Source organism: Amycolatopsis sp. NPDC114505 (assembly GCF_055633615.1).
This window is the reverse complement of sequence record NZ_JBVKDV010000005.1, coordinates 238496-264519: the sequence shown is the minus strand read 5'-3', so window position 1 is coordinate 264519 and position 26024 is coordinate 238496. Positions and strand designations below refer to the sequence as shown.

Genomic DNA, 26024 nt, shown 5'->3' with positions numbered 1-26024 from the left:
GGATGCGGGCTGACCTGGCGAGAGACCGCGCCGCGCGTCAGTACTCCCCGTGCACCAGGTTGTCCGGCAGCTCGCCGCCGGCGTACCGCGCGATCTCGGCCGCGGCGACGGCGTACGACCGGCCCCGCACCCCGCGCACGGCCCCGCCGACGTGCGGGGTGAGCAGCAGCCCCGGCACCGTCCAGAGCGGGTGCCCGGGCGGCGGCGGTTCGGGATCGGTGACGTCGAGCGCGGCGCGCAGCCGGCCCGTGGCCAGTTCGGCGACCAGGGCGTCGGTGTCCACGACGGCGCCGCGGGCGACGTTGACCAGCACCGCGCCGTCTCGCATCTCGGCGAGGAACTCCGCGTCGACCATCCCCCGCGTCCGCGAGGTCAGCGGCACCATCAGCACGACGACGTCGTGCAGGCCGAGCAGCGCGGGCAGCTCCCGCACGCCGTGCACGCCGTCCCGCGCGGTCATCCCGACCATGGTGCAGCGCGCGTCGAACGGCTCGAGCCGCCGCCGCAGGTGCTGCCCCAGGTCACCGGCGCCGATGACGAGCACGCGCTTGCCCTGCAGCGTGTCGGTGCTTTGCCGCTCCCACCGGCCTTCGCGCTGCGCCGCGCCGAAGACGTCCAGCTTCCGGTACATCGACAGCAGCGCCGCGACGACCCACTCGGCACTGCTCCCGCCGTGCGCGCCCCGGCAGGTGGAGAGCAGGACCCCGTCGGGCACCTTGCCCACCCAGTCTTCGGCGCCGGCGGAAAGCAGCTGGATCAGCCTCAGGTTCGGCAGCGCGCGCCACAGCTCCTCGCCCGGCGGATGCTTGCCGGGGATGAGCACCGCGGCTTTCGCGGCCTCGGGCGGCACCTGCTCGCCCCACTGGTGGCGGACGGGCAGGACCCGCGGCACCTCGGCGAGCACGGTCAGGCCCTCGTCGTCGGGCACCAGCACGGTCAGCGTCATGATCCTCACCGTAATCGAGGAGTACTCACCCATGGTTCACGCACCGGCCCTTAGGCTGGGCGATCATGCGCACCCGCTACCGCTCGACCCTGCTGGCGATCCTGGCCTGCGGCGTCCTGCTGCCCGCCGGGTGCGCGCGGTTCGACGACACCGCGGCCGGCCAGACCTTCAGCCCCGCGCCCGTGCCCAGCCCCGAGTCGCCGCCCGAGGTCCAGGGCCCCGGCGCGGACTCCGGCGGTGACGGCCGGCAGGCGCGGCCCGGCCAGTCGGCCACGCCCGTGCCGCCGCCGCAGGGCTGCAAGGACTTCGACCCGTCGGTGATCGCGACCTGCCTGGACACCGTCGCCGCGGTGGCCGGCCTGCCTGGTGACGGCTCGACGCCGAGCGCGCTGGCCGGCGAGCGCAAGAGCGGCCGCGTGCTGCTGGCGACGGCGGGCAAGGACGCCACGGACTTCGCGAAGCTCGACGTCGAGGCGGCTGGGGACGGCGGCCTGACGGGCCTCGCGCTTTCGCCGTCGTACGTCGAAGACCAGCTCGTGTTCGCCTACGTGACGACAGCGACGGACAACCGCGTCGTGCGCTTCGCCAAGGGGCAGGCGGCGAAGCCGGTGCTCACCGGCATCCCCAAGGGCTCGACCGGCAACCGCGGCACGATCAGCGCCGACAACCGGGGCGCGCTGCTCGTCGCCACCGGCGACGCGGGCAACCCGAACGCCGCCGCCGACCCGAACTCCCTCGCCGGGAAGGTGCTGCGGATCGACACGTCCGGCAAGGCCGCGGCGGGCAACCCGCAGGGCTCGCTGACCGTGGCGGCCGGGCTGCACGCGCCGGGCGGGCTGTGCGCCTCCGCCGACGGCGGCCGCGTGTGGGTCACCGACCGGCTGGCCGACAAGGACGCTATCTACCGGGTCCAGGCCGGGCAGCCGATGACGACGCCGGCGTGGACGTGGCCGGACAAGCCGGGGGTCGCGGGCTGCGCCGACTTCGTCGACGCGAACGGCTCGGTCTCGGTCGGGATGTCGCTGGCCGGAAACCTGCAGAACCTTCCGGTGACCGCGGAAGGCGCGATCAGCGGCAAGCCGACGGTGAGCCTCGACGGGAAGACCGGCAAGCCGCCGGAGACGTTCGGGCGGCTCGCCGGGATGAGCATGATCAACCCGCAGCTCGCGGTGGCGGGCACGGTCAACAAGGACGGCGGCACACCGGTTTCGAGCGACGACCGCGTCGTGCTGATCACGCCGGCGACGTCCGGCGGCGGCAACGGCAAGGACTGACCTCGGCGACATTGCCCGCGCTAACCTCGCGACGTGACCGACCCTTTCCAGTTCCACGAGAGATCCCGTTCGGAGAACGACCCGAACTATCGCGCACCGGCCGAAGCGGTCGATTCCTGGCTCGAGCTCGCCCGGGCGGTCGAAGTCGAATTGACCCGAATGGGATTCGCCGCCTCGGTTCTCCGCGAAGCCGATTTCCATCCTTATCCCACCGGCGCGCACATCAGGGTGCACGAGTCCCATCCGTTCGGCGTGGAGATCAGCTGGCGGGCCCCGGTCACGGAAACGGAAAACTACCGCGCGGCACTGCGGGCCCAGGATGCGAGCAGCCCGCTGCTCAGGTACGTTCTCGACGCGCGGAAGGTGGTCGCCGAGGCCTTGCTGGACGTTCTGGCGAAAGCCGGGTTCCGGACGCGGATCGACCACGAGGGAAGCACTTCCCACCTCCACCGCGTTCTCGAAGCGCCTCGGACCCCCGTCGACTGACCTACGTCAGCGGCTTCAGCTCCACCCGCCGTCCCTCGGCCGACGACGTCAGCCCGGCCTCCGCGAGCTGCAACCCGCGGGCGGCCGAGAAGAAGTCGTAGCGGTGCTGCCGCCCGGCGACGACGTCCCGGACGAACTCCTCCCACTGCGCCTTGAAGCCGTTGTCGAACTCGGCGTTGTCCGGTACCTCCTGCCACTGGTCACGGAAGGGCTCAGTGGCCGGCAGGTCCGGGTTCCACACGGGCTTCGGCGTCGCCGAGCGGTGCTGGACGCGGCAGCGTCGCAGGCCGGCGACGGCGCTGCCCTCGGTGCCGTCGACCTGGAACTCGACGAGCTCGTCGCGGAACACCCGCGTCGACCACGACGAATTGATCTGCGCGATGGCCCCCGACTCGAGCTCGAAGATGCCGTACGCGGCGTCGTCGGCCGTCGCCGCGTACGCCTCGCCGTGTTCGTCCCAGCGGCGCGGGATGTGCGTTGTCGCTTTCGCGGTCACGGCCTCAACGCGGCCGAAGAGGTTCTCCAGCACGTAGTTCCAGTGGCAGAACATGTCGAGCACGATCCCGCCGCCGTCCTCGGCGCGGTAGTTCCAGCTCGGCCGCTGTGCCTCCTGCCAGTCGCCCTCGAAGACCCAGTAGCCGAACTCGCCGCGCACCGACAGGATCCGGCCGAAGAACCCGCCGTCGACCAGCCGCCGCAGCTTCCGCAGCCCGGGCAGGAACAGCTTGTCGTGGACGACGCCGTGACAAATCCCGGCGTCCCGCGCGAGCCCGGCCAGCTCCAGCGCCGCCGGCAGCGTGTCGGCCAGCGGCTTCTCGGCGTAGACGTGCTTGCCCGCAGCGATCGCCGCCCGCACCGACGGTTCGCGCGCCGACGTCAGCTGCGCGTCGAAGTAGATCCGGACGTCGTCCAGCGCCGAATCGACGTCGGTCGTCCACGCGGTCAGGCCGTGCCGATCGGCGAGTTCCTTCAGCTTCGCCGCGTTGCGCCCGGCGAGGATCGGTTCGAGCTGCACGCGGGTGCCGTCGGGCAGCTCGACCCCGCCCTGCTCGCGGATGGCCAGCACCGACCGGAGCAGGTGCTGCCGGTAGCCCATCCGGCCCGTGACGCCGTTGAGCAGCACTCCGATGGCGGTCTGGTTCATCGCTGACGGCCTTCCTGATCGAGGGCTTCCTCGCCGTACGGCGAGGTGACACCCGGGATGTCGTATTCCGCGCGACGCCCGCACATGCCGTAGCCGTCGGGGTTCGACGGCGTCGCGACCCGGACGCCCGACTGGTCGAGATGGCTCCCGTCGCCGTCGGCGAGTGCCTTGAGGTGCGCGCCGGTCAGTTCGGCGGCCTTGAGCGCCCCGGCCTGCCAGCGCGGTACCCAGTCTCCGATTTTCGGCGACACCAGCGCGACGGCCGCCCGGTGAAAAGTCCGCAACGGCTCCGGATCGCCGTCCAGCAGCGCTTCGCGCAGCGGCAGGTAACCGCGAATCGCCAGGTCGCGACGCCTTTTGGCGGCCTCGTCGGTTTTCGGCAACGCGGCGGCCTCGGCGTAGGTCTCCGCGTCCGCGAGAACGTCTGGTGGAAAAGTGAACACGGCGTCGCCCGCCTCGGGCAGGCCGCTGTTCTGCATGAGGACGGTGACGCGCAGGCCGCCGCCCTGCACCATCCGGTGGACGGTCCCCGGCGCGAACCACGCGATCACGCCGGCTTCGAGCGGCGTTTCGGCGTACCCGCCGGGGCTCAACGTCTGGACGGCGCCTCGTCCGGCCGTGACGACATAGGCCTCGGTGCAAGCGAGGTGCAGGTGTGGGCTGCCGCCGCACACGCCATCCTCGGCTTCCCAGTCGTAGGCCCGCAAGTGCGATACGCCGATGCCACCCGGTAGCGGGAATTCGTTCATGACCATCCGTGCCCGTCGAGGTATTCGGTCACCTGATCGCAGTCCCACGCGCCGTCCGCGACAACGACCCGGTAGCGGTACGTGAAGCTTTCTCCCGGCGGGAGGACGAATTCTTCGAAGAACGCCCACGAGAACGCCACCATGGGCGTCTCCTTGCTTCGGACGAACCAGTGCGACTCGTGGATCGCGTCGTCGTTTTCCGGCGAGTGCGCGAAGACGAGCGTCGAATGCGCGTCGACGTCGTCGTGCTCGCCGACGAAGGCCAGCCACGGCGCCTGCGCGCCCATCATGTCGTCGCCGCCGAGACCACCGGGCCCGAAGACGCGGCCACCGCTGAAGTCACGCGGGCCCCGCCAGTGCAGCCCGGTGTACCCGGCCTGCTCGCGGCCGGCGGTGGTCGGGCTGCCGAACACAAGCGGCGTGTCCCGGACGTTGGTCAGTTCGATGCCCCAGTCGATCGCCCAGGCGCCTTCGCCGGGTTCGACGGAGTGGACGACGATGTCCCGCCGCTCGCGCGCCCACTCGTCGCCGCGGTGAGCCACCCAGGTGAGCCGTTCGGTGAAGGTCAGCCGGTCGCCGCCGACGGTGAAGCCGGCGAACCCGTCGTGGCGCATCGAGCCGATGCGGTCGGGCAGGTCCTGGTACCAGCGGCCGGGGACGTAGGTGTGGCCGCCCCAGAAGTTCTGGCCGGACAGGTGGCTCGACGTCATCTGCAGGCCTTTGTGCCACCGGTGGTCGGCGGGCCGGTACCCGCTGACGCGCCGGCCGCGCAGCGTGCGCAGCGGGTGGGTGTAGGGCTTGCGCGACTCGTAGGCGACGGGGTCGGGCTTGTACACATAGGACATGAGCGGGACCCCGCCGGCGTCGACGGTCACGCGGTCACCGTGCCGGTGCGTGACGGTGATCGCGGCGCTCATCCCGCACTCACCCCGGCCATTCCCAGGTAGAAGGGATCCCCTGGCCCGATCTCACCGCGGCGCACGACCTGCCCGGTGAAGGCGGCCTTGTAGAGAGCGGCGACGAACTCCAGCACCCGCCGCCCGTCCGCGCCACTGCACGGTGGTCGCTTTCCGGCCCGGAAGGCCTCCAGCACGGGCTTGAAGGCGGCGGCGTGCGAACTGCCGACGTCCTCGGCCGGTGTCGTCACTATTCCGGCGACGTCCGGCGCGGGGGTGTACCGCCAGTTTTCGGCAACGTGACCGTAGAGGTGCGTGAGCTCGACGGTGGCCCGCTCACAGTCGATCCGGATCCGGCTCACCTCATCGGGTGAAAGGACACTGTTGACGACGGTGGCGAGCGCCCCGGACCCGAACCGGACGAGCGCGGTGGAGACGTCCTCGGTCTCGACGTCGTGCACGAGCCGCGCGGTCATCGCCTGGACTTCGGCCCACTCGCCGTCCCCGTCCCCGTCCCCGTCGCCATCGTCGTCGTCGACGAGCAGGTGGAGCAGCAAATCCATCTGGTGGATGCCATGGCCCATGGCGGGTCCACCACCTTCGGTCGCCCAACGCCCACGCCACGGGACGGCGTAGTAAGCGGCATCGCGGTACCAGGTGGTCTGACAATGCGCGACGAGCGGACGCCCGAGTTCCCCTTTCGCGAGCAGTTCCCGAAAGTGGGCAACGGCGGAGCCGGACCGCTGCTGGTAGACGAAGGAGACGTACGGCCCACCGTCAACTTCGACGGAGGTCATCTCGTCGTATTCGGCAAGCGAACGACAAGGCGGCTTCTCGCACCAGACCCAGGCTCCGCTCGCGAGGACCTCTTTGGTCTGTTCGACGTGCAGCCCGGGCGGAGTGCAGATCGAGACGAGGTCAGGTCCCTGCTCGGCGAGCAGTGAGCCGAGGTCCGGGTAGGGCTTGGCGTGCTCGGTGGTCGAACAGAAGGCAAGAGCCCGACCCTCATCGACATCGGCGGCGGCCACGAGATCGACATCGTCGCGGTGGGCTCGATAGGCGGCACGGTGGCTGTCGGCAATGGCCCCAGTCCCGACGACGGCGACCCGCAGCTTTCCCTGAGCCAACCCGGACTCCCTCCACATCAGCTTCGCCCCCGCGGAACGTCGACATGTCCTCCGCGGACGCCCGCCTCAGTCCCCCGCGCGCCTCCCTCGGGCAGCTCCTTCGCCGCCGCATTTCGATCGCCGCACGGACCCCCGGCGACGTCACCGGCACCTCCCACCGTTCGCCCGCTCCCTCTGGCGGCTCGCCCCTCGACCGTGTCAGAAAGCGCTTTCTCACGCAACGGCCGCCAAGAATGTCAACGTTGTCACCAGAGGCCATGGACCGGAACGGACGACTCAGCCCGCCCCAGCCGACCACGAAATGCGCCAACGACCGACGACTCCCCGACAGTGCGGCCGCCGCCGCACAAACCCCGGCGGTGCCCCGCGATCACCTCAACGGGCGCAGGTTGCCGGAAACCGGTCAGCGGCTCTTGCTACGAGGCTCACGCTTCCGCGGCTGCCGGCTCTCGGCCCGCGCCGCTCGCATGTCCAAGAAAGCGGCTACACCCGACACGAGCGCGGCCAGGAACCCGAGGAACCGGCCGAAGCCGGGGCCGATGGCGATGCCGGCGGCCTCGAAGATGCCACGCTGGTCCTCGTCGAACTCCCAGTCCAGCGTGAACCAGCCGATCACCATCAGCAGCAACGACGCCAACGCGACCGCCAGCCACAGGTGCGGCAGGCCGCTGACGCGCGCTTTCCGGATTCGCCCGAAGAAGACCACGACCAGCCCGGCCAGCAGCAAGGGCAGCGGCGGGCACCACGCGAAGAAGGTCGAGTGCCACGCGTCGCGGACGACGTCGCTGTGGTCCAACTGCGAGAGGATGTCTTCGATGTCCGGTTTGTTGGTGCTGAGTGTGGTCCACGGCAGGAACATCGAGCCCAGCGCGAGCAGCCCGGCCGCCAGGCCGAGCCACTCGCGCCAGGTGACGCTCTTGACGGAAAACGGCTGTGTCATGAAACGGTCAGGAACCGACGCGCTCGATGATCAGCTCGCGGACCCGCTTGGCGTCCGCTTGTCCCTTGGTCGCCTTCATGACCGCGCCGACGATCGCCCCCGCCGCGGCCACCTTGCCGCCGCGGATCTTGTCCGCGACGTCCGGCTGTCCCGCCAGGGCCTCGTCGATCGCCGCGAGCAGCGCCGAGTCGTCCGAGACGACCTTCAGCCCGCGCTTTTCGACGACCTCGCGCGGCTCGCCCTCACCGGCGAGCACGCCCTGGACGACCTCCTTGGCCAGCTTGTTCGTCAGCTCGCCGGACGAAACCAGCCCGATGACCTCGGCCACCTGCTTCGGCGTGATCGGCAGGTCAGCCAGCTCGACCTCGCGGGCGTTCGCCTCCTGCGCCAGCGTGTTGACCCACCATCCGCGGGCCTCGTCCGGCGACGCGCCGGCCTCGACCGTGGCCGCCACAAGGTCGACAGCGCCGACGTTCAGCAGGTCACGCAGGGCTTCGTCGGAAAGCGACCACTCCTGCTGGATCCGCTTCCGCCGTTCCGACGGCATCTCGGGAAGCGTGCCGCGCAGTTCCTCGACCCACTCGCGCGACGGCGCGATCGGGACCAGGTCGGGCTCCGGGAAGTACCGGTAGTCCTCGGCGGTCTCCTTGGTCCGGCCGGGCGACGTGGAGCCGTCGGCCTCCTGGAAGTGCCGGGTCTCCTGCTTGATCGAGCCGCCGCCGGCGAGGATCGCCGCCTGCCGGGTCATCTCGTACCGCACCGCGCGCTCGACGCTGCGCAGCGAGTTGACGTTTTTCGTCTCCGTGCGGGTGCCGAACTCGGTCGCGTCCTTCGCCATCAGCGAGACGTTCGCGTCACAGCGCAGCGAGCCCTGGTCCATGCGGACGTCCGACACGTCGAGCGCGCGCAGCAGGTCACGCAACGCGGACACGTACGCCCGCGCGACCTCGGGGGCCCGCTCGCCGGTGCCCTCGATCGTCTTCGTGACGATTTCGATCAACGGCACGCCGGCGCGGTTGTAGTCGAGCAGCGAGTGCTCGGCACCGTGGATCCGGCCGGTGGCGCCACCGACGTGCAGCGACTTGCCGGTGTCCTCCTCCATGTGCGCGCGCTCGATCTCCACGCGCACGACCTCGCCGTCGTCGAGCGTGACGTCGAGGTAGCCGTTGAAGGCGATCGGCTCGTCGTACTGCGACGTCTGGAAGTTCTTCGGCATGTCCGGGTAGAAGTAGTTCTTCCGCGCGAACCGGCACCACTCGGCGATCTCGCAGTTCAGCGCGAGGCCGATCCGGATCGCGCCCTCGACGGCCTTGCCGTTGAGAGCCGGCAGCGCACCCGGCATGCCGAGGCAGGTCGGGCACACCTTCGTGTTCGGCTCGCCGCCGAACTCGTTCGCGCAGCCGCAGAACATCTTCGTGTTCGTGTTCAGCTCGACGTGCACCTCGAGCCCCAGCACGGGGTCGAACCGCTCGATGACGTCGGCGTAGTCCATCAACTCGGCCACGGCAGTCACTTCGTTCCTCCCAGCTCCGGGACCTTGTGGATGAGCGCCCCGCCGGCGGCGGCGTCGCGCGCGGCCTCGTAGGCGGCGCCGACCCGGTAGAGCCGGTCGTCGGCCAGCGCCGGGGCCATGATCTGCAGGCCGACCGGCAGGCCGTCCTCGTCGGACAGCCCGCTCGGCACGCTCATCGCGGCGTTGCCGGCCAGGTTCGACGGGATCGTGCACAGGTCGGCGAGGTACATCGCCATCGGGTCGTCCACGCGCTCGCCGATCTTGAACGCCGTGGTCGGCGTCGTGGGCGAAACGAGGACATCGACCTTTTCGAAGGCCGCCGCGAAGTCACGCGTGATCAGCGTGCGCACCTTCTGCGCCGAGCCGTAGTAGGCGTCGTAGTAGCCGGACGACAACGCGTAGGTGCCCAGCATGATCCGCCGCTTGACCTCGGCGCCGAAGCCCTTCTCGCGGGTGAGCGACATGACCTCTTCGGCGCTGTGCGTGCCGTCGTCGGCGACGCGCAGGCCGTAGCGCATGGCGTCGAACCGGGCGAGGTTCGACGAGCACTCGCTCGGCGCGATCAGGTAGTACGCGGGCAGCGCGTAGACGAAGTTCGGACACGACACTTCGACGACCTCGGCACCGAGCGCACGCAGCTGCTCGACCGCGGCCTGGAACGACCGCTCGACGCCCGGCTGGTAGCCGTCGCCGCCGAACTCCTTCACGACGCCGACCTTGACGCCCTTGAGGTCACCCGTCATGCCCTGCCGGGCGGCGGCGACCACCGGCGGCACCGGCGCGTCGATGGAGGTCGAGTCCAGCGGGTCGTGCCCGGCGATGACCTCGTGCAGCAGGGCGGCGTCGAGCACCGTCCGCGCGCAGGGCCCGGCCTGGTCGAGCGACGACGAAAAAGCGACGAGGCCGTACCGCGACACCCCGCCGTAGGTCGGCTTCACCCCGACGGTGCCGGTGACGGACCCGGGCTGCCGGATCGACCCACCGGTGTCGGTGCCGATGGCGATGGCGGCTTCGAAGGCCGCGATCGACGCCGACGAGCCGCCGCCCGACCCGCCCGGGATGCGGGCGTGGTCCCACGGGTTGTGCGTCGGGCCGTACGCCGAGTTCTCGGTCGACGAGCCCATGGCGAACTCGTCCATGTTCGTCTTGCCGAGAATCACGACGCCGGCCTCGCGCAGCTTGCGCGTCACGGTCGCGTCGTACGGCGGGATCCAGCCTTCGAGCGTTTTCGAACCACAGGTGGTCGGGATGCCCTCGGTGGTGAGGACGTCCTTCAGCGCGAGCGGCACGCCGGCCAGTGCCGACGCGGGCGCGTTGCCCCCGGCGATGCCCTCGTCGACGGCCTTGGCCGCGGCCAGCGCGCCCTCGGTGTCGACGTGCAGGAACGCGTGGATGTGGTCGTCGACCTCGGCGATCCGGTCCAGGTGGGCCTGCGTGACCTCGACCGCGGACACCTCGCGCGCGTGGATCTTCTCCGCCAGTTCCGCGGCGGTCAGCTTGATGAGCTCGGTCACTGCTCTTCCCCCAGAATCCGCGGCACCCGGAAACGCCCGTCCTCGGCGGCCGGCGCACCGGACAGCGCCTGCTGCTGCGTGAGCCCGGGGACGACGACGTCCTGCCGGAAGACGTTCGTCAGCGGCACGGCGTGCGACGTCGGCGGCACATCGGCGGCGGCGACCTCGCTCACCTTGGCCACCGAGTCCAGGATCTGGTCGAGCTGGCCGGCGAAGACGTCGAGCTCGTCGTCGGTCACGGCCAGCCTGGCCAGCTTCGCGAGGTGCGCGACCTCGTCTCGGGAAATGTTGGGCACGCGGGTGACTCCCGGGTTGTGCTGTGCGGGTTGTCTCGGAAGCTGCAAGTCTATGGTGACGACGTCGGCGGACTCGACTGGGTTACGCCCGGCGCAGGCCGGGTGCCGTCCGGCGACGCTGGCATCCCGCCCGGCGGACAGTGGGTCCCGCGGGCCGGGTGGGTCTGTCACAATCGGCGACCGGCATCAAGCGTCCCACGGCAAGGCTGGGACGCCAGAGGCGAGAGGGGCGCGTGGTGTCGTTCCTGATCCGGGTCCTCCTTCCGGACAGCCCGGGGACCCTCGGCGCGGTCGCCACGGCGCTCGGCACGGTAGGCGCCGACATACTCAGCGTTGACGTCGTCGAGCGCGGTACCGGCGTGGCGGTGGACGACCTGGTGGTCGAGCTCCCGTCCGGCAGGCTGCCCGACGCGCTCATCACGGCGGCGGAGAGTGTCGAAGGCGTCGAAGTGGACGCGGTCCGCCCCTACGCGGGCGTGCTGGACACGCATCGCGAGCTCGAACTCGTCGAAGAAATCGCCGCGCAGCCGAAGTCCGGCCTCGACATCCTGGCCGAAGGCGTGCCCCGCATCGTGCGGGCCGGCTGGGCGATGATCGTCGAACACTCCGAGACCGGCGCCCTCCGGCTGGCGTCGTCGAGCGCCGCCCCGGAAACTCCGATCACCGATCTGCCCTGGCTGCCGCTCGAGCGCGCGACGGTGCTCGACGGCGAAGAAGCCTGGATCCCGGAGACGTGGCAGGAGCTGGGCACCGAGCTAGCGGCGACGCCGCTGGGCAAACCGGGCAAGGCGCTGCTCGTCGCCCGCCCGGGCGGCCCGGCTTTCCGAGCGGCCGAGGTCGCCCGGCTCGCCCACCTCGCGGGGATCGTCGCGGTCGTCCTCGACGGCTAGCCCGCGCGTTGCCGAAAGGGGACGAGGTCGCGTCCCCTTTCGCCGAACGCCAGGTCAGACGTCGATTTCGTAGGCGATCAAGCTGATGCCCGGGAACGGTCGCCAGTCCCGTTCGGCCAGCCGCGCGAACCCGAGACGCTCGTAGAGCCGGTGCGCGGCATGCATCCGGTCGAGGCTGCTCAGCACCACCTTCGGGACGCCCATCGCCCGCGCACGGTCGAGCACGGCCCGCGTCAACGCCTCGCCGACACCACGACCACGTGCCGACGGCGCCACCGCGAGCATCCTGAACTCCAACTCCCCGGGACGCGAGATCTCGGCGTACGGCGACCCGGGCCGCACGACGGTCACGCTGCCGAGCACCTCCCCCGTCGCATCGACGGCGACGAGCACGTCCGCCAGCCTGGCCCGGCTCGCGACGTCACGCAGCTTCGCGTCGTACCCGACGTCGTCGGCCAAGTGACCATCGACGTCGTAGGCCTGAACCGTGACCTCGCCCGCCGCGGCGTACTCCTCGGGCCGCGGTGGCCGGATCTCGACATCACCCATCCGACTCCCCGGCCTCGTCTTCGGCTGTCTCCTCTGAGGCGGTCTCCTCGCCTGTCGGCAGCGCGACCTCTTGCGCCGCCTCGGCCCCCCGCTCCAGCAGGACCCGGAAGCCGGCTTCGTCGAGCACCGGCACCTTGAGCTGCACGGCCTTGTCGTATTTCGAACCAGGCGAATCCCCTACGACGACGAACGAGGTCTTCTTCGAGACCGACCCGGCGGCCTTGCCGCCGCGGGCCATGATGACCTCCTTGGCCTCGTCGCGGGAGAACCCGTCGAGCGAGCCCGTCACCACGATCGACAGGCCCTCGAGGTTGCGCGGGATCGACTCGTCGCGCTCCTCCTCCATCCGCACCCCGGCGCGTCGCCACTTTTCGACGATCTCGCGATGCCAGCCGACCTCGAACCACTCCTGCGTCGCGTGCGCGATGGTCGGGCCGACGCCGTCGACGTCCGCGAGTTCCTCTTCGGTGGCCTGCTCGATCCGCTCGACCGAGCCGAACTCGCGGGCCAGCGCCTGCGCCGCGGTCGGCCCGACGTGCCGGATCGACAAAGCGACCAGCACCTTCCACAAGGGTCGATCTTTGGCCACGTCGAGGTTCGCGAGCAGCTTTCGCGCGTTCGCCGACAGCTCGCCGGCTTTCGTGCGGAACAGCTCGACCTCGGCAAGGCTGTCCTCGTTCAGGTCGAAAACGTCACCCTCGTCGGCGACGACCCGCGCGTCGAGCAGCGCGACCGCGGCCTCGTACCCGAGGACCTCGATGTCGAAGGCGCCGCGCCCGGCCAGGTGGAAGAGCCGCTCCCGCAGCTGCGCGGGACAGAACCGCGTGTTCGGACAGCGGATGTCCTTGTCGCCTTCCTTCTGGTAGGCGAGCTCAGTACCGCATTCCGGGCAGTGGGTGGGCATGACGAACTCGCGCTCGTCGCCCGTGCGCGCGTCCACGACCGGCCCCAGCACCTCGGGGATGACGTCGCCGGCCTTGCGGATGACGATCCGGTCACCGATCAGCACGCCCTTGCGCTTCACTTCCTCCTGGTTGTGGAGGGTGGCGCGCGCGACGGTCGACCCCGCGACCGTGACCGGCTCGGTGACCGCGAACGGGGTCACCCGCCCGGTCCGCCCGACGCCGACCTGGATGTCCAGCAGCGTGGTGATCGCTTCTTCCGGCGCGTACTTGTAGGCGATCGCCCACCGCGGCGCGCGCGACGTCGTACCCAGCCGACGCTGCAGCGCGACCTCGTCGACCTTGATGACGACGCCGTCGATCTCGTGCTCGGCGTCGTGCCGGTGCTCTCCCCAGTACGTGATGTGGTCGGTGAGCTCCTCGGCCGTGGTCAGGACCTTGCTGTGCGGCGACACCGGCAGCCCCCACGCGGCCAGCGCGTCGTACGCCTCCGACTGACGCTGCGGTTCGAAGCCCTGGCGCTTGCCGAGGCCGTGGCAGATCAGCCGCAACCGGCGTTCGCGGGTGATCTTCGGGTCCTTCTGCCGCAATGAACCGGCCGCGGTGTTGCGCGGGTTCGCGTAGGGAGGCTTGCCCGCCTCGACCATCTTCGCGTTCAGCTCGAGGAAGTCCTCGACGCGGAAGTAGACCTCGCCGCGCACCTCGACCAGGGCAGGCACCGGGAACTGCTCGGTGGCGGTGAGCGTCTCGGGCACCTGGTCCAGCGTGCGCATGTTCAGCGTGACGTCTTCGCCGGTCCGCCCGTCACCGCGAGTGAGCGCACGGGTGAGGTGGCCGTTTTCGTACAAGAGGTTGATGGCCAGGCCGTCGATCTTCAGCTCGGCGAGGAACTCGGTGCGCCCGACCTCCTTCTCGACGCGCTCCACCCAGGCCAGGAACTCGTCCCGGTCGAACACGTTGTCCAGGCTGAGCATGCGTTCGAGGTGGTCGTGCGCGGTGAACTCGGTCGAGAACGTGCCGCCGACGCGCTGGGTCGGCGACTCCGGCGTGACCAGCGCCGGGTGCGCATCCTCGATCCCCTGAAGCTCGCCGAGCAGCTCGTCGAACTGCCCGTCGGAGATGATCGGCGAATCCAGGACGTAGTAGCGGAACTGGTGGTTACGCAGTTCCTCCGCGAGGGCGGCGTGCCGCTCGCGGACCTCGGCCGGGACGTCGGTGACGTCCTCGGCGGCCACTGGGGCGTCAACCGCCGCGACCTGGTCCTGGGGAAGTTCGGTGCTGCTCACGGGCAGTAACTCTAGTCGGCAGGACCGACATTTTCGGCGGTGCCGTCGCCCAGTCCGCGGACCAGTTCACGGAACTCCAGAAGGGTGATCGCGCCGGCCGGTTCGACCGCCGCGGTCTCCACGCGCCGTAGCCGCTCGGCGGCGAGCCGTTCACCCAATGTGGCGTCGAGCGGCAGGAACGTCATGGTCTGACGGGCGGCCTCGTCGAGGTCACCGAAGCCGGGGTGGAAGACGGCGACGTCGACCACGTGCTCGTCTTCGTCGACCTGGGCGACGACCCGGACGTCGGCCAGCGCGATCCGGTGCTCGCCGAGGTTGACGGTGACCTCCGTCGGATCGGGCACGGGCGGGACGGAGTCGTGGTACTCCCAGATCGCGTCGTCCGGAGGTGCGGCGGCCCGCCACGCGTCGGTGAACGGCCGCAGCTCCGGGTCCTCCTGACCGGTCACGACCAGGGCGTAGATCGACCGACGACCACGTTCGAGCGAAAAGTGCAGCCGCGGGTGCAGTGCCTCGACCAGCTGACAGAGTTCGTGCTCGACCCGGTGCGGTTCACCCTCGCCGAGCGCCGCGCTGACCATCGGGAGCAGGTCGTACCAGCCGTGCCAGAACGCCTCCCCGGCGGCCGCCGGGTCCTCCGGCACGTGTTGCTCGGGCCACGCGGTGCGCGGGTCGGGCGGATCGGCGACGGTGCTCTTGCGGCGGAACAGGCGCATGGTTACGGGTGGTCCTCGTTCGGTCGGCTACCCCGCCACGCTACTGGCCGGGCGGAGTGGACGTCGGCGAGTTGCCGGATTCCGTCACCAGCCTTCAGGGGGCTCCACGAAGGCCTTGCCGAGATCACGCGTCAGAGAGAGGACGCGACGCATCCAATCGGGCGTGGCACCGGCGAGGCCACAGGCGGGCGTCGGCACCGCGCGTTCGGCGAGGACGCTCCGGTTGAAGCCGAGCCGGTCGGCCAGCCGGAACGCCGGCTCGCCGACGTCTTTCAAGGTCAACGGAGACGCGGGCTCCGTTGTCGGGACAGCGCCCATGAACAGCGTCGCCCCGCCGTCCCAGACTTCGCCGATCTCATCGAGGAACGCGGCGGATGCGCCGTCGAGCGCGGCGAGGTCGAAAGCCAGGGCGTCGGCACCGGCTTCGCGCAGCAGGCTGAGCGGCGGCTTCGCGGCGCAGCAGTGCAGGATCACCGGCCGGCCGGTGATCGCCTTCGCGCCGTCGATCACCGTCGAGAGCAGGTCACGTGCCTCGGGCTCCGGCACGGCAGCAACGTTCCCGTAACCGGACGGCGTCGACAGGCCACCGGCCAGTACCGCGGGCAACGACGGCTCGTCGAACTGGACGACCACGGGCGCCCCGGTCCTGGCCTGGACCTCCGCGACGTGCCCGGCGAGGCCGTCCAGCAGGGAGGACGTGAAGTCCCGCAAGGCACCGTGGTCGGTGAGGACCCGATGGCCTCGGGGCAGCTCGATCCCGGCACCCAGCGTCCACGGGCCGGCCAGTTGGACCTTGAAGACCGGTGGGGTGGCTCCGGCCTTCTCCCGCGCCTCCTGAAGGGCGTCGAGATCCCACCGCAGCAGGTCGACGGCTCGTCGGTGCTCGTGCCCCGGCCGCGCCGCGACGCGGTAGCCGCTCGGGACGACCTCGACGGCCAGGTCGACCAGCAGCGCGGCGGTCCGACCGAGCATGTCGGCACCGACGCCGCGGGCCGGCAACTCCGGCAGGTGTGGGAAGTCCGGCAGCTCGCCGAACACGATCGCCGCCGCTTCCGCGGGGTCCGTGCCCGGCATCGATCCGATCGCCGTCGCGGCACCGCTGGGCCAAACTCGCTCACTCACGACCACCGATTCTGGTCGACCACCCGCCGGTGACGCCGACCGGGCTGCCGCACCAGGCCGCCCGGAGACAGACATACGCCGCATTTGCCGTTACCGGCACCGCGGCGGGGTCCGCGCGGATAGGCTCACCCGCCATGACGAGTTCGCCACCGCAACCGGGCTGGTATCCCGACGCGCGGGACCCCCGTCTGCACCGTTGGTGGGACGGCCAGGCCTGGACCGCCAACACCAGGCCCGCCCAGCAGACACCACCAACGAGCGACTCCGAGCGGATCGAGCTGGACATCGAGCGGGCCCACGACCCGGCTCGTGTCCAAGACCAGGTCAATCGCGCGACGCGCGGCCGAGGCGCCGCACGCGCCGGCGGTGGGACGCTGTTCACCGAGCCGGTCCTGGTGGTCAACCAGCGCGCGAAGCTGATCGAGATGGCCAACGAGTTCGGCGTCTTCGACCAGCACGGCAATCGGATCGGCGGAGTCGTCCAGGTCGGGCAAAGCACGTTGAAGAAGGCGATCCGCCTCCTGACCAACTACGACCAGTTCCTGACCCACAAGTTCGAGGTCCGGGACGCCAACCACAGCACCGTGCTCAAGGTGACCCGGCCCGCCAAGGTCTTCAAGTCGCGGTTCCTCGTCACGCGGGCCGACGAGACCCCGATCGGCGAGATCGTCCAGGAGAACGTCTTCGGGAAGATCCGCTTCGGCTTCGTCGTCGACGGCCACACGGTGGGCGGGATCTTCGCCGAGAACTGGCGTGCCTGGAACTTCTCGATCCGCGACCACACCGACACCGAGGTCGCCCGGGTGACCAAGACGTGGGGCGGCTTCCTCAAGGCCGCCTTCACGACCGCCGACAACTACGTCGTCGAGGTCCCCCACCCGCTGCCCGATCCGCTCGCCAGCATGGTGGTCGCCGCGGCGCTCACGATCGACACCGCCCTGAAACAGGACACCAACTGAGCGAGTGACCGGCGTCTCAGCTGCTCCAGGTGGACAGCGCGCCCGGCACGGCTCAGGGTGATTGAAGGCCGGGACACCGCAGTCTCGCCGGGCCGGAGGTCACCGTGGAACCGTTGCCGGAAAGCGTCGACAGGAACTGGACCGAGCCCGGGATCTACGAGGTCTCGGCCGGTGTCTATCGGATCCCGTTGCCCCTGCCCAACGATGCTCTGCGCGCGGTCAACGTCTACGCGGTCACCGATGGTGAGAAGCTGGTCTTGGTCGACTCCGGCTGGGCGTTGACCGTGGCGCGGCAACAGCTCGCCGACGCGCTCAGCGGAATCGGCGCGGAGCTCGCCGATGTCAGCGAGTTCCTCGTGACCCACGTGCACCGCGACCACTATTCGCAGGCTGTCGTCCTTCGTCGAGAATTCGGCTCGAAGATCGCTCTGGGACAGGACGAAGAGCCATCGCTGAAGGCTTCCGGCAACCCTGACCGGCTGCCGATGGAAGCTCAGATCGACCTGCTGTTCCAGGCCGGCGCCCGCGAAGTCGTCGAAGCCCTGGCCCGCGATTTCGGCACGGACCGGCGGCACACGGAAGCCGATCTTTGGGAAGCGCCCGATGAGTGGCTGACTCCGGGACGACGTTCGATCCTGCCCGGCCGCGCGTTCGACGTCATCGCCACGCCCGGCCACACGGCCGGCCATGTCGTGTTCGTCGACGACACCGCCGACCTGCTGTTCTCCGGCGATCACGTGCTGCCGCACATCACACCTTCGATCGGATTCCAGCCCGTGCCGGCCGAGTTGCCGCTCAACGACTTCATCGACTCACTGCGCCTGGTGCGCGCGATGCCCGACCGCCGCATGCTTCCCGCGCACGGTCCCGTCTCCGAAAGCGTGCACACGCGGGTCGACGAACTGCTGGAACACCATCGGCAACGCCTCGAGACGATCGGCTCCCAGATAGCGGCCGGCGCGAGCACCGCATTCGAGGCCGCGCACCGGATCGGCTGGACCCGCCGCAACCGCAAGCTGTCCGAAATGGACTCGTTCAACCAGACGCTCGCAGTCCTGGAGACTGCGGCACACCTCGACCTGCTGGTATCCCAGGGCAAACTGACCGCCCAGGCCGTCGATGGCGTCCGCCACTACACGACACCCTGAGCGGCACCTCAGCCAGCACCGCGGGTAGCCACGCTGTCGCAGTTACGGCGCTCGACCAGGCGTCCTGCATACTGGGTGAAATGGATGTCATCAGACGTGCCAGAGCGACGGACATCGAGGCGCTCGTGCGCCTGTTCGGCGCACCGGGCGAGCCGCTGGCAGCCGCACTTCGCGAACTCATGACCACCCCGTACGTCACCTTGGTCGTCGCTGAGGACGACAACGGCGTCGCTGGTACCGCGCAACTGACGGTGCTGCGAGGTCTCGCCTGGGAAGGCGCGACTCGCGGATTGCTCGAAGGCATCCGAGCCGCTCGGCGCGGAGTGACCAGCGCACTTCTAACCTGGGGTATCGACGAAGCCCGTCGACGAGGCTGTAGCCGTCTTCACCTCGATTCCGGTCTCGCGCGCGCCGACCTGCGAGACTTCTACGCGCGCTTCGGGTTCGAGCAGAGCTATCAAGGGTTCACCCGAGTTCTGTGATACTGGCGCCGTGAGCGACTACACCATCCGCAGGGCACGGCGCGAGGACATCGGTGCGATAGTGCGCATGCTGGCGGACGACCAGCTCGGTGCGGCTCGCGACGATCCGCATGACCTCGAGCCCTACCTGCACGCTTTCGAGCAAATCGACACGGATCCGAACCAGCTTCTGGTCGTCGTGACCTCCGCCGATGAACTGGTCGGAACCTTGCAGCTAACGATCATCCCCGGTCTCGCCCGGCGCGGTGCTCTTCGCGGCCAGGTCGAGGCTGTCCGGATCCATGCCGACCATCGCGGCTCCGGGCTCGGCGCCGACCTCATGCGCTGGGCGATCGACGAGTCGAGACGACGCGGATGCGCGCTCGTGCAGCTCACGTCGGATGTCTCGAGGACCGATGCACACCGGTTCTACGAGCGACTGGGCTTTGTCCCAAGCCACACCGGGTTCAAGCTCAAGCTCTGAGCGTCGAAGGCGTTGGCACATAAAGTTTCTCATCCGTCCATATAGGACCTAAGATCGATCGATCCTCCTCCCGAAATCAGGGACGCGCACGCCCGCACACGCGAACCATTCCGAATCAATTCGAGAACGTCAAGCCGCGAAGGGCGCGAACGGACCGTTCGCTCCCTTTTACCACCCATTCTTCTGAATCTCGGTGACATTTCCCGCGAGTCCTCGTACCGTCGGACTCATGTCACCTTCCCAGCCGCTCCGCAAACTCACCCCTCCCACTGACTCCTCGAACATCTACGACAAGCTCCCGTTCGTGCTGACAACGGTCCGCGCTGACCCGGATGTGTTGCAACGCATGAAAGACGAACAGGTCGTCGACCTGATCCGCGTCACCGATGCCGAGATCTCCAAGCTGCAAGCCCTGCAGCTACGGGCGATCTCGGACCTCAGCGTGCGCCGGAGACGGGCGCCCGGCACCGCTTCCGAAGTAGCGTTGGCCTTGTCCATCACGGAACACCGGGCCGGTGCCATGGTCTCGGCGGCGAACGCGCTGATCGCCCGGCTTCCCCGCATGCTCAACCTCATGGACGACGGCCGGCTCGACCTCTACCGCGCCATGAAAGTCACGGATGCGACGGCATGGCTGTCCAGAGACCACGTACTCCTCGTCGACGCGACGCTCGAGGATCGCGTCCCCGGACGCAATGCCACTCAGGTCCGCCGGGCCGCGGCCTACGCAGCCGCGAAAGCGGATCCGGAGGGAGCGGCGCAGCGCACCGAACGAAGTCTGGTCGAACGACGGCTGGCTCTGCACCACCAGGACACCGGCGTGACCAGTCTTTCGATCAACAACGCGCCCACGGAAAAGGCGACTGCGGCGTACGCACGTATCGACCGAGCAGCTCGAGCATTGAAGACTCCTGAGGAGTCTCGAACACTGGACCAGCTCCGAGCGGACGTCGCCATGGATCTGCTGCTCAGCGGAACAAGTGGCGCGAGCGAGCGCACCGAAGTGTTCCTACACGTCGACCTGGCCACGTACCTCGGCGTGAACGACTTCCCGGCGGCCCTGGCTGGACGCGGCCCCATCGCGGCATCAGTGGCCCGTCGCATCATCAGCGGCTCCGACACAACGCTCCGACGAGTCCTCACCGATCCGCGTACCGGCCAAGCGATCGAGCTGTCGCCGACGCGGTACCCGCTGGATCCGGCGCACGACGAGTTCATCCGGGTCCGGGACCGTGAGTGCCGGCAGCCCGGATGCACACGCCCCGCGCAGAACTGCGCAATCGAACCGACCCGTGCGCAAGGCGAGGCCAAGGAAACCGCGGATCAGCCGATCACGTACTGCCCTCGACACCGCAGGCTGAAGAGCCAGCCCGGCTGGGACTACGAAGTCACGTCTGATGGCACGGTGAACGTCGCGACACCCGCCGGCCGGACTCACTCGACGAAACCGCCGTCAATGCACTCCGGCCGACGAGCGCACCGAAGCCGCAAGAAGCCACGGCTATGACCGACGGTCAGCGCGTGCCCGAGATCTTCGCGCTGCCCAGAACGATGTCGCCGCCCTCGGCATCCGGCCGGTAGAGCACGACGACCTGGCCCGGGGCGACGCCGCGCAGCGGCTCGCGCAGATGCACCGTCATGGTGTCGGAATCCACGTCGGCGACCGCGTCGGCGATGCCTCCATGGGCCCTGACCTGCACCACGCATTCGGTCGGTTCGGTCAGCGGCTCACCGCTGGGCCAGACCGCGCGGTCGGCCTCGATCGTCTTGATCCCGAGCTCCGCCGCGGAACCGACCTTGACGGAGCCGGAAACCGGTTCGAGCGACAGGACATATCGAGGACGGCCGTCAGGCGCCGGGGCCTCGATGCCGAGCCCCTTGCGCTGTCCAACGGTGAATCCGTGCACCCCGGTGTGCCGGCCGAGCACTGCGCCGGTCTCCGCGTCCACAAGTTCGCCGGGACGCTGGCCCAGCCGGTTCTCCAAGAACTTCTTGGTGTCACCGTCCGGGATGAAGCAGATGTCGTGACTGTCCGGCTTGTTGGCGACAGACAGACCGCGCCGCTCCGCCTCGGCACGCACATCGGTCTTCCACGAGTCGCCCAGAGGGAACATGGCATGGCTGAGCTGCTCGGCAGTTAGGGAGGCGAGCACGTAGGACTGGTCCTTGCCACTGTCAGCACTGCGACGCAGCTCAGGCACGCCGTCCACCACGCAGAGGCGCGCGTAGTGGCCCGTCGCGACCGCGTCGAAGCCGAGCGCCATCGCCTTCTCGAGGAGAGCTTCGAACTTGATCTTCTCGTTACAGGTGACACACGGGTTCGGCGTGCGTCCGGCGGCGTATTCGCCGACGAAGGTCTCAACAACCTCTTCGGTGAAGCGCTCTGCGAAATCCCAAATATAGAAGGGAATCCCGAGGATGTCGGCGGCGCGCCGGGCGTCGTGTGAGTCTTCGATCGTGCAACACCCGCGTGACCCGGTCCGCAAGGTGCCGGGTTTGGCCGACAGCGCCAGGTGCACGCCGACGACGTCATGCCCGGCATCGACCGCACGCGCGGCAGCCACCGCCGAGTCCACTCCTCCGCTCATAGCGGCCAAAACCCGCATTGCCTTACACCTCTTGCTTCTGGTTCTGCTTGCGCATTCCGGCCAGGCCGGCCTGCCGGGCGCGCGTGACGACTCCGCCGATCTCGGCGGCGACCGCCTCGACGTCCGCGGCAGTGGATGTGTGACCGAGGGAGAAACGGAGAGAACCCCGAGCCGCCGCAGGGTCGGCACCCATGGCGAGCAGCACGTGGCTCGGCTGCGCAACGCCTGCCGTGCACGCGGACCCCGTCGAGCATTCGATGCCCTTGGCGTCGAGCAGCATCAACAGGCTGTCGCCGGCGCAACCGGGAAATGTGAAATGAGCGTGGCTGGGCAGCCGCTCGCCGTCTTCCCCGTTGAGGATGGCGTCGGGTACTTCGCGCTGGATAACTTCGACAAGTCCGTCGCGGAGTTCCTCGACGCGCTTCGCGTAATCGGCTCGGGTCGCGACGCTTGCCCGGACCGCAGCCGCGAAACCGACTATTGCCGGGACGTCGAGTGTGCCGGAGCGAACGCTGCGTTCCTGGCCTCCACCGTGCAGAAGGGGTACGCACGTCACGTCGCGGCCGAGCAGGAGGGCGCCCACGCCGAAGGGGCCACCGAGCTTGTGCCCGGTCATGGTGAGTGCGGCGGCACCGCTGGCCGCGAAGTCGACCGGGACAGCGCCGACGGCCTGTACCGCGTCGGTGTGGAGCGGGATGTCGAACTCGGCACAGACCGCGGCCAGTTCGGCGATCGGATTGATCGTCCCGACCTCGTTGTTGGCCCACATCACCGTCACCAGCGCCACGGTTTCGGGATCCGAGGCGATGGCGGCACGAAGGGTATCGGGTGAGACGCGGCCCTGGCTGTCGACTTCCAGCAGCGTGATCGCGGCGCCGCAGTGGGATTCGAGCCATTCGACCGTGTCGAGGACGGCGTGATGCTCCGCGGCTCCGACCAGGATGCGGCGACGCTGCTCCTGCTCGTCGTGGCGGGCCCAGAAGATGCCCTTGAGCGCGAGGTTGTCGCTCTCGGTGCCGCCGCCGGTAAAGATCACCTCGGAGGGGCGGGCGCCCAGGGCATCGGCGATGGTTTCGCGGGCTTCCTCGACCATTCGCCGAGCTCGGCGGCCCGAAGAGTGCAGTGCGGAGGCGTTGCCCACGTTGGACAGCGCCTCGGTCATCGCCGCTACGGCTTCGGGCAACATCGGAGTAGTCGCCGCGTGGTCGAGATAGGTCATCGCTCCATCAGGGTAGTCCGCTCCACCGCGTGACGAAGTCCACCCTGGGCCTCGAAGTGGCCTGTCACACCTTCGACGGCCAACGTCCGGTCAGCCGGACCCCCAGCAGAGCGAGGGTCACCAAGGCCACCGTGAGCAGGGCCATCGCCGGTGAAGGATCGAGCACCGAGCCCACCACGCCGAACAGAACGCCGCCCAGGCCGATGAGCAGCGCGGAACCCACCCAGTCGGCAAGCTGCACCGCCGAGGTGTTGAAGCCGCGCTCACCCTCAGGTGAATAGCGGAGCAGGAGGACGGAGATCGCAGGCATCGCGATCCCCATGCCGGCGCCGCCGACCGCACAGGCAATGAACGCCGTCCAGGCGGGGAACCAGGGCTGGGAGACGAGGCCGAAGCAAACCAAACCAGCCGCGACCAGCCAGAACCCTGTGCGGAGCGATGCCTCCCTTGACCAGTTGAGGAACCGGCCTTGCGCCGCCGAGGCCGCTGACCAGCCCAACGCCGTGATGGTCAACGGCAGGCCGGCAAGGGCCGGGCTGTAGCCGTGGACCGCGCTCATCGTCAGGGGCAGATACGCCTCCATCCCGGCGTACGCGCCGGCGATCAGGGCGCGGGAGGCGACGACCGTCGGTAGGCCGGGGCGGGATGACAGCGTTCCGGTCGGGAGCAGCGTCCGGAGGGCATAGCCCAGCGCGACGAGCCCGGCCGCGCCGTAGACGAGGGCCAGGAGCGACTGGTGCTGGGCTGCCCACGTCAGCGCTGCGACGCCGAGGGCCGCGACGATCGCTTGGACCACGCCCGCGCGGCGCCCGCTGGCGGATGGCGAGTGCGCAGGGAGGCGGCGCACTACCACCACCAGCATCGTCACACCGATGGCCACCAGCGGAACGAGACCGAGAAAGACCCAGCGCCAGCCGATGCTGACCGTCACCACACCGGCCACGGACGGCCCGATCACGGCCGGCAGGACCCAGGCCGCGGCATTCGCCGCGTAGATCACCGGGCGTTCCTGGTCGGTGAACGTCAACGCGATCAGGAGCGAGACCGAAACCAGGAGCAGCCCCGAGCCGAAGCCCTGCAGCGCGCGGCCGAGGAGGAACGTAGGCATCCCGCTCGCCGTCCCCGCGACCACCAGGCCCACCGCGAACAACGCCGGGCCCGCCAGCAGGGCCGGCGCCGGGCCGCGGCGGTCGCCGATCCGGCCTGACAGCACCGTCGCGACCACGCTCGAAATGAGGAAGGTCGTGAACGGCCACGAGTACAGCGACAACCCGTGGAGGTCGGCGACCAGGGTCGGCATCGCCGTTGCGACGCCCATGTTCTCGAACGCGACCAAGGTGACCACGAGCAGCAGCGCGATCGTGGTCAGGCGGTGCTCCGCGGTCCAGAGCACGCTGCGGCGACGGGGTACGGAGTCGAGCGTCGATGCCATGATCAGCAGCGTGCAACCTCCAGTCCGCTGGAGGTCAAGCCGGTTCAGGCCGTGCGGTGTGCCACCGGCTCCAACCGCAGGTCGCGGGCCAGTGCGGCGGCCTCGCCGCGGGAGCTCACGTCCAGCTTGTCGAGGATGTTGCGGACGTGGAACTTCACCGTGTGCTCGCTGAGCTGCAGCTGTTCGGCGATTTGCCGGTTGCGCAGGCCCTGCGAGATTCCCGTCAGGACCTCGACCTCGCGCGGGTTGAGCCGGTCGAGCGGACGCAGCTCCGGCGGTTCAGCGACGCCGAGTGGGAGGACCGCGGTGACCGTCGTGCCCCAGCCCGGCACCGCGTCGACCTCCCAGTGGCCGCCGAGCGCGGTGAGCCGCTCGGTCAGGCCGCGGGCCGGGATCGCGTCGGCGACCTCGGGGCTGTCGTCGCGGACCGTGATCCGCAGCACCGGGCCGTCGAGCCGCCACGACGCCCGCAGGCGCGTGGTCGCCGGACGGTCCAAAGCCGCCAGCACCAGCCCGCGGGTCATCGTCCGCGCCGTGTGGGCGATGTCCTGCGGAAGCGACGCGTCGCTAGCCGGGTCGACCAGGTCGACGTCGACCTCGGTGTGGCGGACCAGGTCGGCGAGCTGAGTCCTGAGCAAGGCGAAGGCCGTGCCCGCTCGCTCCTCGGAAAGGGCCTGGTCGCGGTCGATCACACCCTTCAGATCGAGCAGCGCGTCGGTCGCCAAGTCGACCGCCGTGCGGCGGGCGACGGCGTCGGAGAGACGTCCCGAGCGCAGCACCGCCAGAAGCGTGGTCAAGGTCGCCGCATGGGTCTGGCCGAGGTCCGTGATCGCCTGGGCCCGTGCGGTGGCCGCCGCGAGGTTGCTGGCCAGGACGTCCGGGCCCGGGTCGGCCGCGCGTTGGCCCGCGTCGGTGCTGAGGATGTGCCACAGCTGCGCGGCCAGCTCCAGCTCGGCCGTCGGCAGCTCGGTGTCCTCGGGCACGATGGCGAGCACAGCCCCCTGGCCGACCGCCGGCATCGACGAAAGCAGGACGAGACGGCGCTCGACGCCGCCCAGCACGCCGTCGACCACCAGGGCCTTGCCCGGCTCGCTGCGGTCGACCAGCCGTTGCAGCTCGACGCTCGTCACGGCGTCGGCGATCGCCTGGTCACCGACGACCTTGAGCGGGCTGCGCGGACAGTCACCGGTCTGCATGGCCACCGCGCGATGCGGGATCAGCTTCCCCAGCTCGGTCGAGAACTGGAGCAGCAGGTGGGTCCGCGGCGCCGACAGCAGCCGTTCGACGACGGCGAGCACGTGTCGCGGATCCGACCAGGAAGCGTCCATGCGACCCAAGGTAGGCGCGTCCGCGCTGCGACGGCCTGCTCGTCCGGCTAGTGAA

25 protein-coding genes are annotated in these 26024 nt (G+C 69.7%); 8 read left to right on the top strand and 17 right to left on the bottom strand.

The genetic code is table 11. The annotated features are described in order from the left end of the window. Positions 1 to 37 precede the first annotated feature (37 nt). The gene (locus tag ACZ7OU_RS44130) at positions 38 to 946 is read right to left on the bottom strand and encodes an NAD(P)-dependent oxidoreductase (RefSeq protein WP_470259857.1); all 909 of its coding nucleotides are present in this window, start codon (positions 944 to 946) and stop codon (positions 38 to 40) included. Positions 947 to 1011: 65 nt separating this feature from the next. On the opposite strand from ACZ7OU_RS44130, the gene ACZ7OU_RS44125 reads away from it, so the two are divergent. After that, on the top strand, positions 1012 to 2220 hold the full coding sequence (locus ACZ7OU_RS44125; protein ID WP_470259856.1) for a PQQ-dependent sugar dehydrogenase: 1209 nt from the start codon (positions 1012 to 1014) through the stop codon (positions 2218 to 2220). Positions 2221 to 2253: 33 nt separating this feature from the next. After that, on the top strand, positions 2254 to 2706 hold the full coding sequence (locus ACZ7OU_RS44120; protein ID WP_470259855.1) for a hypothetical protein: 453 nt from the start codon (positions 2254 to 2256) through the stop codon (positions 2704 to 2706). Position 2707: 1 nt separating this feature from the next. Here the strand turns inward: ACZ7OU_RS44120 and ACZ7OU_RS44115 are convergent, their stop codons facing one another. From ACZ7OU_RS44115 to gatC, 8 genes are all read right to left on the bottom strand, one after another. After that, positions 2708 to 3850, bottom strand: coding sequence for a Gfo/Idh/MocA family protein (locus ACZ7OU_RS44115; RefSeq protein WP_470259854.1), 1143 nt, complete (start codon positions 3848 to 3850; stop codon positions 2708 to 2710). After that, positions 3847 to 4599 carry a cupin domain-containing protein gene (locus ACZ7OU_RS44110; protein ID WP_470259853.1) on the bottom strand — a complete coding sequence of 251 codons (753 nt, stop codon included), beginning with the start codon at positions 4597 to 4599 and terminating at the stop codon, positions 3847 to 3849. Before ACZ7OU_RS44110 ends, ACZ7OU_RS44115 begins: the two co-directional genes overlap by 4 nt. After that, positions 4596 to 5516 (bottom strand): DUF6807 domain-containing protein, encoded by a 921-nt coding sequence (locus ACZ7OU_RS44105; protein ID WP_470259852.1) that lies wholly within the window; start codon positions 5514 to 5516, stop codon positions 4596 to 4598. The genes ACZ7OU_RS44110 and ACZ7OU_RS44105 overlap by 4 nt, the downstream gene beginning before the upstream one ends. Further along, positions 5513 to 6622, bottom strand: coding sequence for a Gfo/Idh/MocA family protein (locus ACZ7OU_RS44100; protein WP_470259851.1), 1110 nt, complete (start codon positions 6620 to 6622; stop codon positions 5513 to 5515). The genes ACZ7OU_RS44105 and ACZ7OU_RS44100 overlap by 4 nt, the downstream gene beginning before the upstream one ends. A gap of 403 nt (positions 6623 to 7025) precedes the next feature. Further along, positions 7026 to 7562: a hypothetical protein gene (locus ACZ7OU_RS44095; RefSeq protein ID WP_470245195.1), complete on the bottom strand. Its 537-nt coding sequence runs from the start codon at positions 7560 to 7562 to the stop codon at positions 7026 to 7028. A gap of 7 nt (positions 7563 to 7569) precedes the next feature. Further along, a complete protein-coding gene (gatB, locus tag ACZ7OU_RS44090; protein WP_470259850.1) occupies positions 7570 to 9075 on the bottom strand; it encodes an Asp-tRNA(Asn)/Glu-tRNA(Gln) amidotransferase subunit GatB in 1506 nt (501 codons plus the stop codon). Beyond that, complete coding sequence (gene gatA / locus ACZ7OU_RS44085; RefSeq protein WP_470259849.1) at positions 9072 to 10589, bottom strand: Asp-tRNA(Asn)/Glu-tRNA(Gln) amidotransferase subunit GatA; 1518 nt, start codon at positions 10587 to 10589, stop codon at positions 9072 to 9074. Before gatA ends, gatB begins: the two co-directional genes overlap by 4 nt. Further along, complete coding sequence (gatC, locus tag ACZ7OU_RS44080; RefSeq protein WP_470245198.1) at positions 10586 to 10885, bottom strand: Asp-tRNA(Asn)/Glu-tRNA(Gln) amidotransferase subunit GatC; 300 nt, start codon at positions 10883 to 10885, stop codon at positions 10586 to 10588. The genes gatA and gatC overlap by 4 nt, the downstream gene beginning before the upstream one ends. Before the next feature lie 236 nt (positions 10886 to 11121). Between gatC and ACZ7OU_RS44075 the strand changes: the two genes are divergently transcribed. After that, positions 11122 to 11775 carry an ACT domain-containing protein gene (locus ACZ7OU_RS44075; protein ID WP_470259848.1) on the top strand — a complete coding sequence of 218 codons (654 nt, stop codon included), beginning with the start codon at positions 11122 to 11124 and terminating at the stop codon, positions 11773 to 11775. A gap of 54 nt (positions 11776 to 11829) precedes the next feature. On the opposite strand, the gene ACZ7OU_RS44070 is transcribed toward ACZ7OU_RS44075, so the two are convergent. From ACZ7OU_RS44070 to ACZ7OU_RS44055, 4 genes are all read right to left on the bottom strand, one after another. After that, positions 11830 to 12324 carry a GNAT family N-acetyltransferase gene (locus tag ACZ7OU_RS44070; RefSeq protein ID WP_470259847.1) on the bottom strand — a complete coding sequence of 165 codons (495 nt, stop codon included), beginning with the start codon at positions 12322 to 12324 and terminating at the stop codon, positions 11830 to 11832. Continuing rightward, the gene (gene ligA, locus ACZ7OU_RS44065) at positions 12317 to 14512 is read right to left on the bottom strand and encodes an NAD-dependent DNA ligase LigA (RefSeq protein WP_470259846.1); all 2196 of its coding nucleotides are present in this window, start codon (positions 14510 to 14512) and stop codon (positions 12317 to 12319) included. Before ligA ends, ACZ7OU_RS44070 begins: the two co-directional genes overlap by 8 nt. Before the next feature lie 11 nt (positions 14513 to 14523). After that, positions 14524 to 15228 carry a hypothetical protein gene (locus tag ACZ7OU_RS44060; protein WP_470259845.1) on the bottom strand — a complete coding sequence of 235 codons (705 nt, stop codon included), beginning with the start codon at positions 15226 to 15228 and terminating at the stop codon, positions 14524 to 14526. Positions 15229 to 15312: 84 nt separating this feature from the next. Next, a complete protein-coding gene (locus ACZ7OU_RS44055; RefSeq protein WP_470259844.1) occupies positions 15313 to 16350 on the bottom strand; it encodes a uroporphyrinogen decarboxylase/cobalamine-independent methonine synthase family protein in 1038 nt (345 codons plus the stop codon). Positions 16351 to 16484: 134 nt separating this feature from the next. Here ACZ7OU_RS44055 and ACZ7OU_RS44050 point away from each other — a divergent pair, with 134 nt between their 5' ends. From ACZ7OU_RS44050 to ACZ7OU_RS44030, 5 genes are all read left to right on the top strand, one after another. Then, positions 16485 to 17309, top strand: a complete 825-nt coding sequence (locus tag ACZ7OU_RS44050) for an LURP-one-related family protein (protein WP_470259843.1) — start codon at positions 16485 to 16487, stop codon at positions 17307 to 17309. 104 nt (positions 17310 to 17413) lie between these two features. Then, a complete protein-coding gene (locus tag ACZ7OU_RS44045; RefSeq protein ID WP_470259842.1) occupies positions 17414 to 18457 on the top strand; it encodes an MBL fold metallo-hydrolase in 1044 nt (347 codons plus the stop codon). Positions 18458 to 18537: 80 nt separating this feature from the next. Further along, positions 18538 to 18939, top strand: coding sequence for a GNAT family N-acetyltransferase (locus ACZ7OU_RS44040; RefSeq protein ID WP_470245206.1), 402 nt, complete (start codon positions 18538 to 18540; stop codon positions 18937 to 18939). 10 nt (positions 18940 to 18949) lie between these two features. Continuing rightward, positions 18950 to 19402, top strand: coding sequence for a GNAT family N-acetyltransferase (locus ACZ7OU_RS44035; protein ID WP_470259841.1), 453 nt, complete (start codon positions 18950 to 18952; stop codon positions 19400 to 19402). Positions 19403 to 19631: 229 nt separating this feature from the next. Further along, entirely contained in the window at positions 19632 to 20909 is a 1278-nt protein-coding gene (locus ACZ7OU_RS44030) for a DUF222 domain-containing protein (RefSeq protein WP_470259840.1), read from the top strand. A gap of 7 nt (positions 20910 to 20916) precedes the next feature. On the opposite strand, the gene mnmA is transcribed toward ACZ7OU_RS44030, so the two are convergent. The 4 genes from mnmA to ACZ7OU_RS44010 form a co-directional block, all read right to left on the bottom strand. Beyond that, positions 20917 to 22008 (bottom strand): tRNA 2-thiouridine(34) synthase MnmA, encoded by a 1092-nt coding sequence (mnmA, locus tag ACZ7OU_RS44025; RefSeq protein WP_470259839.1) that lies wholly within the window; start codon positions 22006 to 22008, stop codon positions 20917 to 20919. A gap of 4 nt (positions 22009 to 22012) precedes the next feature. Next, positions 22013 to 23209, bottom strand: a complete 1197-nt coding sequence (locus ACZ7OU_RS44020) for a cysteine desulfurase family protein (protein WP_470259838.1) — start codon at positions 23207 to 23209, stop codon at positions 22013 to 22015. Positions 23210 to 23273: 64 nt separating this feature from the next. After that, on the bottom strand, positions 23274 to 24641 hold the full coding sequence (locus tag ACZ7OU_RS44015) for an MFS transporter (RefSeq protein ID WP_470259837.1): 1368 nt from the start codon (positions 24639 to 24641) through the stop codon (positions 23274 to 23276). 44 nt (positions 24642 to 24685) lie between these two features. Beyond that, positions 24686 to 25969: a helix-turn-helix transcriptional regulator gene (locus tag ACZ7OU_RS44010; protein WP_470259836.1), complete on the bottom strand. Its 1284-nt coding sequence runs from the start codon at positions 25967 to 25969 to the stop codon at positions 24686 to 24688. Positions 25970 to 26024: the final 55 nt, after the last annotated feature.

Excerpts from the sequence above, each read along its gene's own strand:
- ACZ7OU_RS44130 (WP_470259857.1), bottom strand. The coding sequence starts at position 946 with ATGACGCTGACCGTGCTGGTGCCCGACGACGAGGGCCTGACCGTGCTC.
- ACZ7OU_RS44125 (WP_470259856.1), top strand. The coding sequence starts at position 1,012 with ATGCGCACCCGCTACCGCTCGACCCTGCTGGCGATCCTGGCCTGCGGC.
- ACZ7OU_RS44115 (WP_470259854.1), bottom strand. The coding sequence starts at position 3,850 with ATGAACCAGACCGCCATCGGAGTGCTGCTCAACGGCGTCACGGGCCGG.
- ACZ7OU_RS44110 (WP_470259853.1), bottom strand. The coding sequence starts at position 4,599 with ATGAACGAATTCCCGCTACCGGGTGGCATCGGCGTATCGCACTTGCGG.
- ACZ7OU_RS44105 (WP_470259852.1), bottom strand. The coding sequence starts at position 5,516 with ATGAGCGCCGCGATCACCGTCACGCACCGGCACGGTGACCGCGTGACC.
- ACZ7OU_RS44095 (WP_470245195.1), bottom strand. The coding sequence starts at position 7,562 with ATGACACAGCCGTTTTCCGTCAAGAGCGTCACCTGGCGCGAGTGGCTC.
- ACZ7OU_RS44070 (WP_470259847.1), bottom strand. The coding sequence starts at position 12,324 with ATGGGTGATGTCGAGATCCGGCCACCGCGGCCCGAGGAGTACGCCGCG.
- ACZ7OU_RS44060 (WP_470259845.1), bottom strand. The coding sequence starts at position 15,228 with ATGCGCCTGTTCCGCCGCAAGAGCACCGTCGCCGATCCGCCCGACCCG.
- ACZ7OU_RS44050 (WP_470259843.1), top strand. The coding sequence starts at position 16,485 with ATGACGAGTTCGCCACCGCAACCGGGCTGGTATCCCGACGCGCGGGAC.
- ACZ7OU_RS44040 (WP_470245206.1), top strand. The coding sequence starts at position 18,538 with ATGGATGTCATCAGACGTGCCAGAGCGACGGACATCGAGGCGCTCGTG.
- ACZ7OU_RS44030 (WP_470259840.1), top strand. The coding sequence starts at position 19,632 with ATGTCACCTTCCCAGCCGCTCCGCAAACTCACCCCTCCCACTGACTCC.
- mnmA (WP_470259839.1), bottom strand. The coding sequence starts at position 22,008 with ATGCGGGTTTTGGCCGCTATGAGCGGAGGAGTGGACTCGGCGGTGGCT.
- ACZ7OU_RS44020 (WP_470259838.1), bottom strand. The coding sequence starts at position 23,209 with ATGACCTATCTCGACCACGCGGCGACTACTCCGATGTTGCCCGAAGCC.
- ACZ7OU_RS44015 (WP_470259837.1), bottom strand. The coding sequence starts at position 24,641 with ATGGCATCGACGCTCGACTCCGTACCCCGTCGCCGCAGCGTGCTCTGG.
- ACZ7OU_RS44010 (WP_470259836.1), bottom strand. The coding sequence starts at position 25,969 with ATGGACGCTTCCTGGTCGGATCCGCGACACGTGCTCGCCGTCGTCGAA.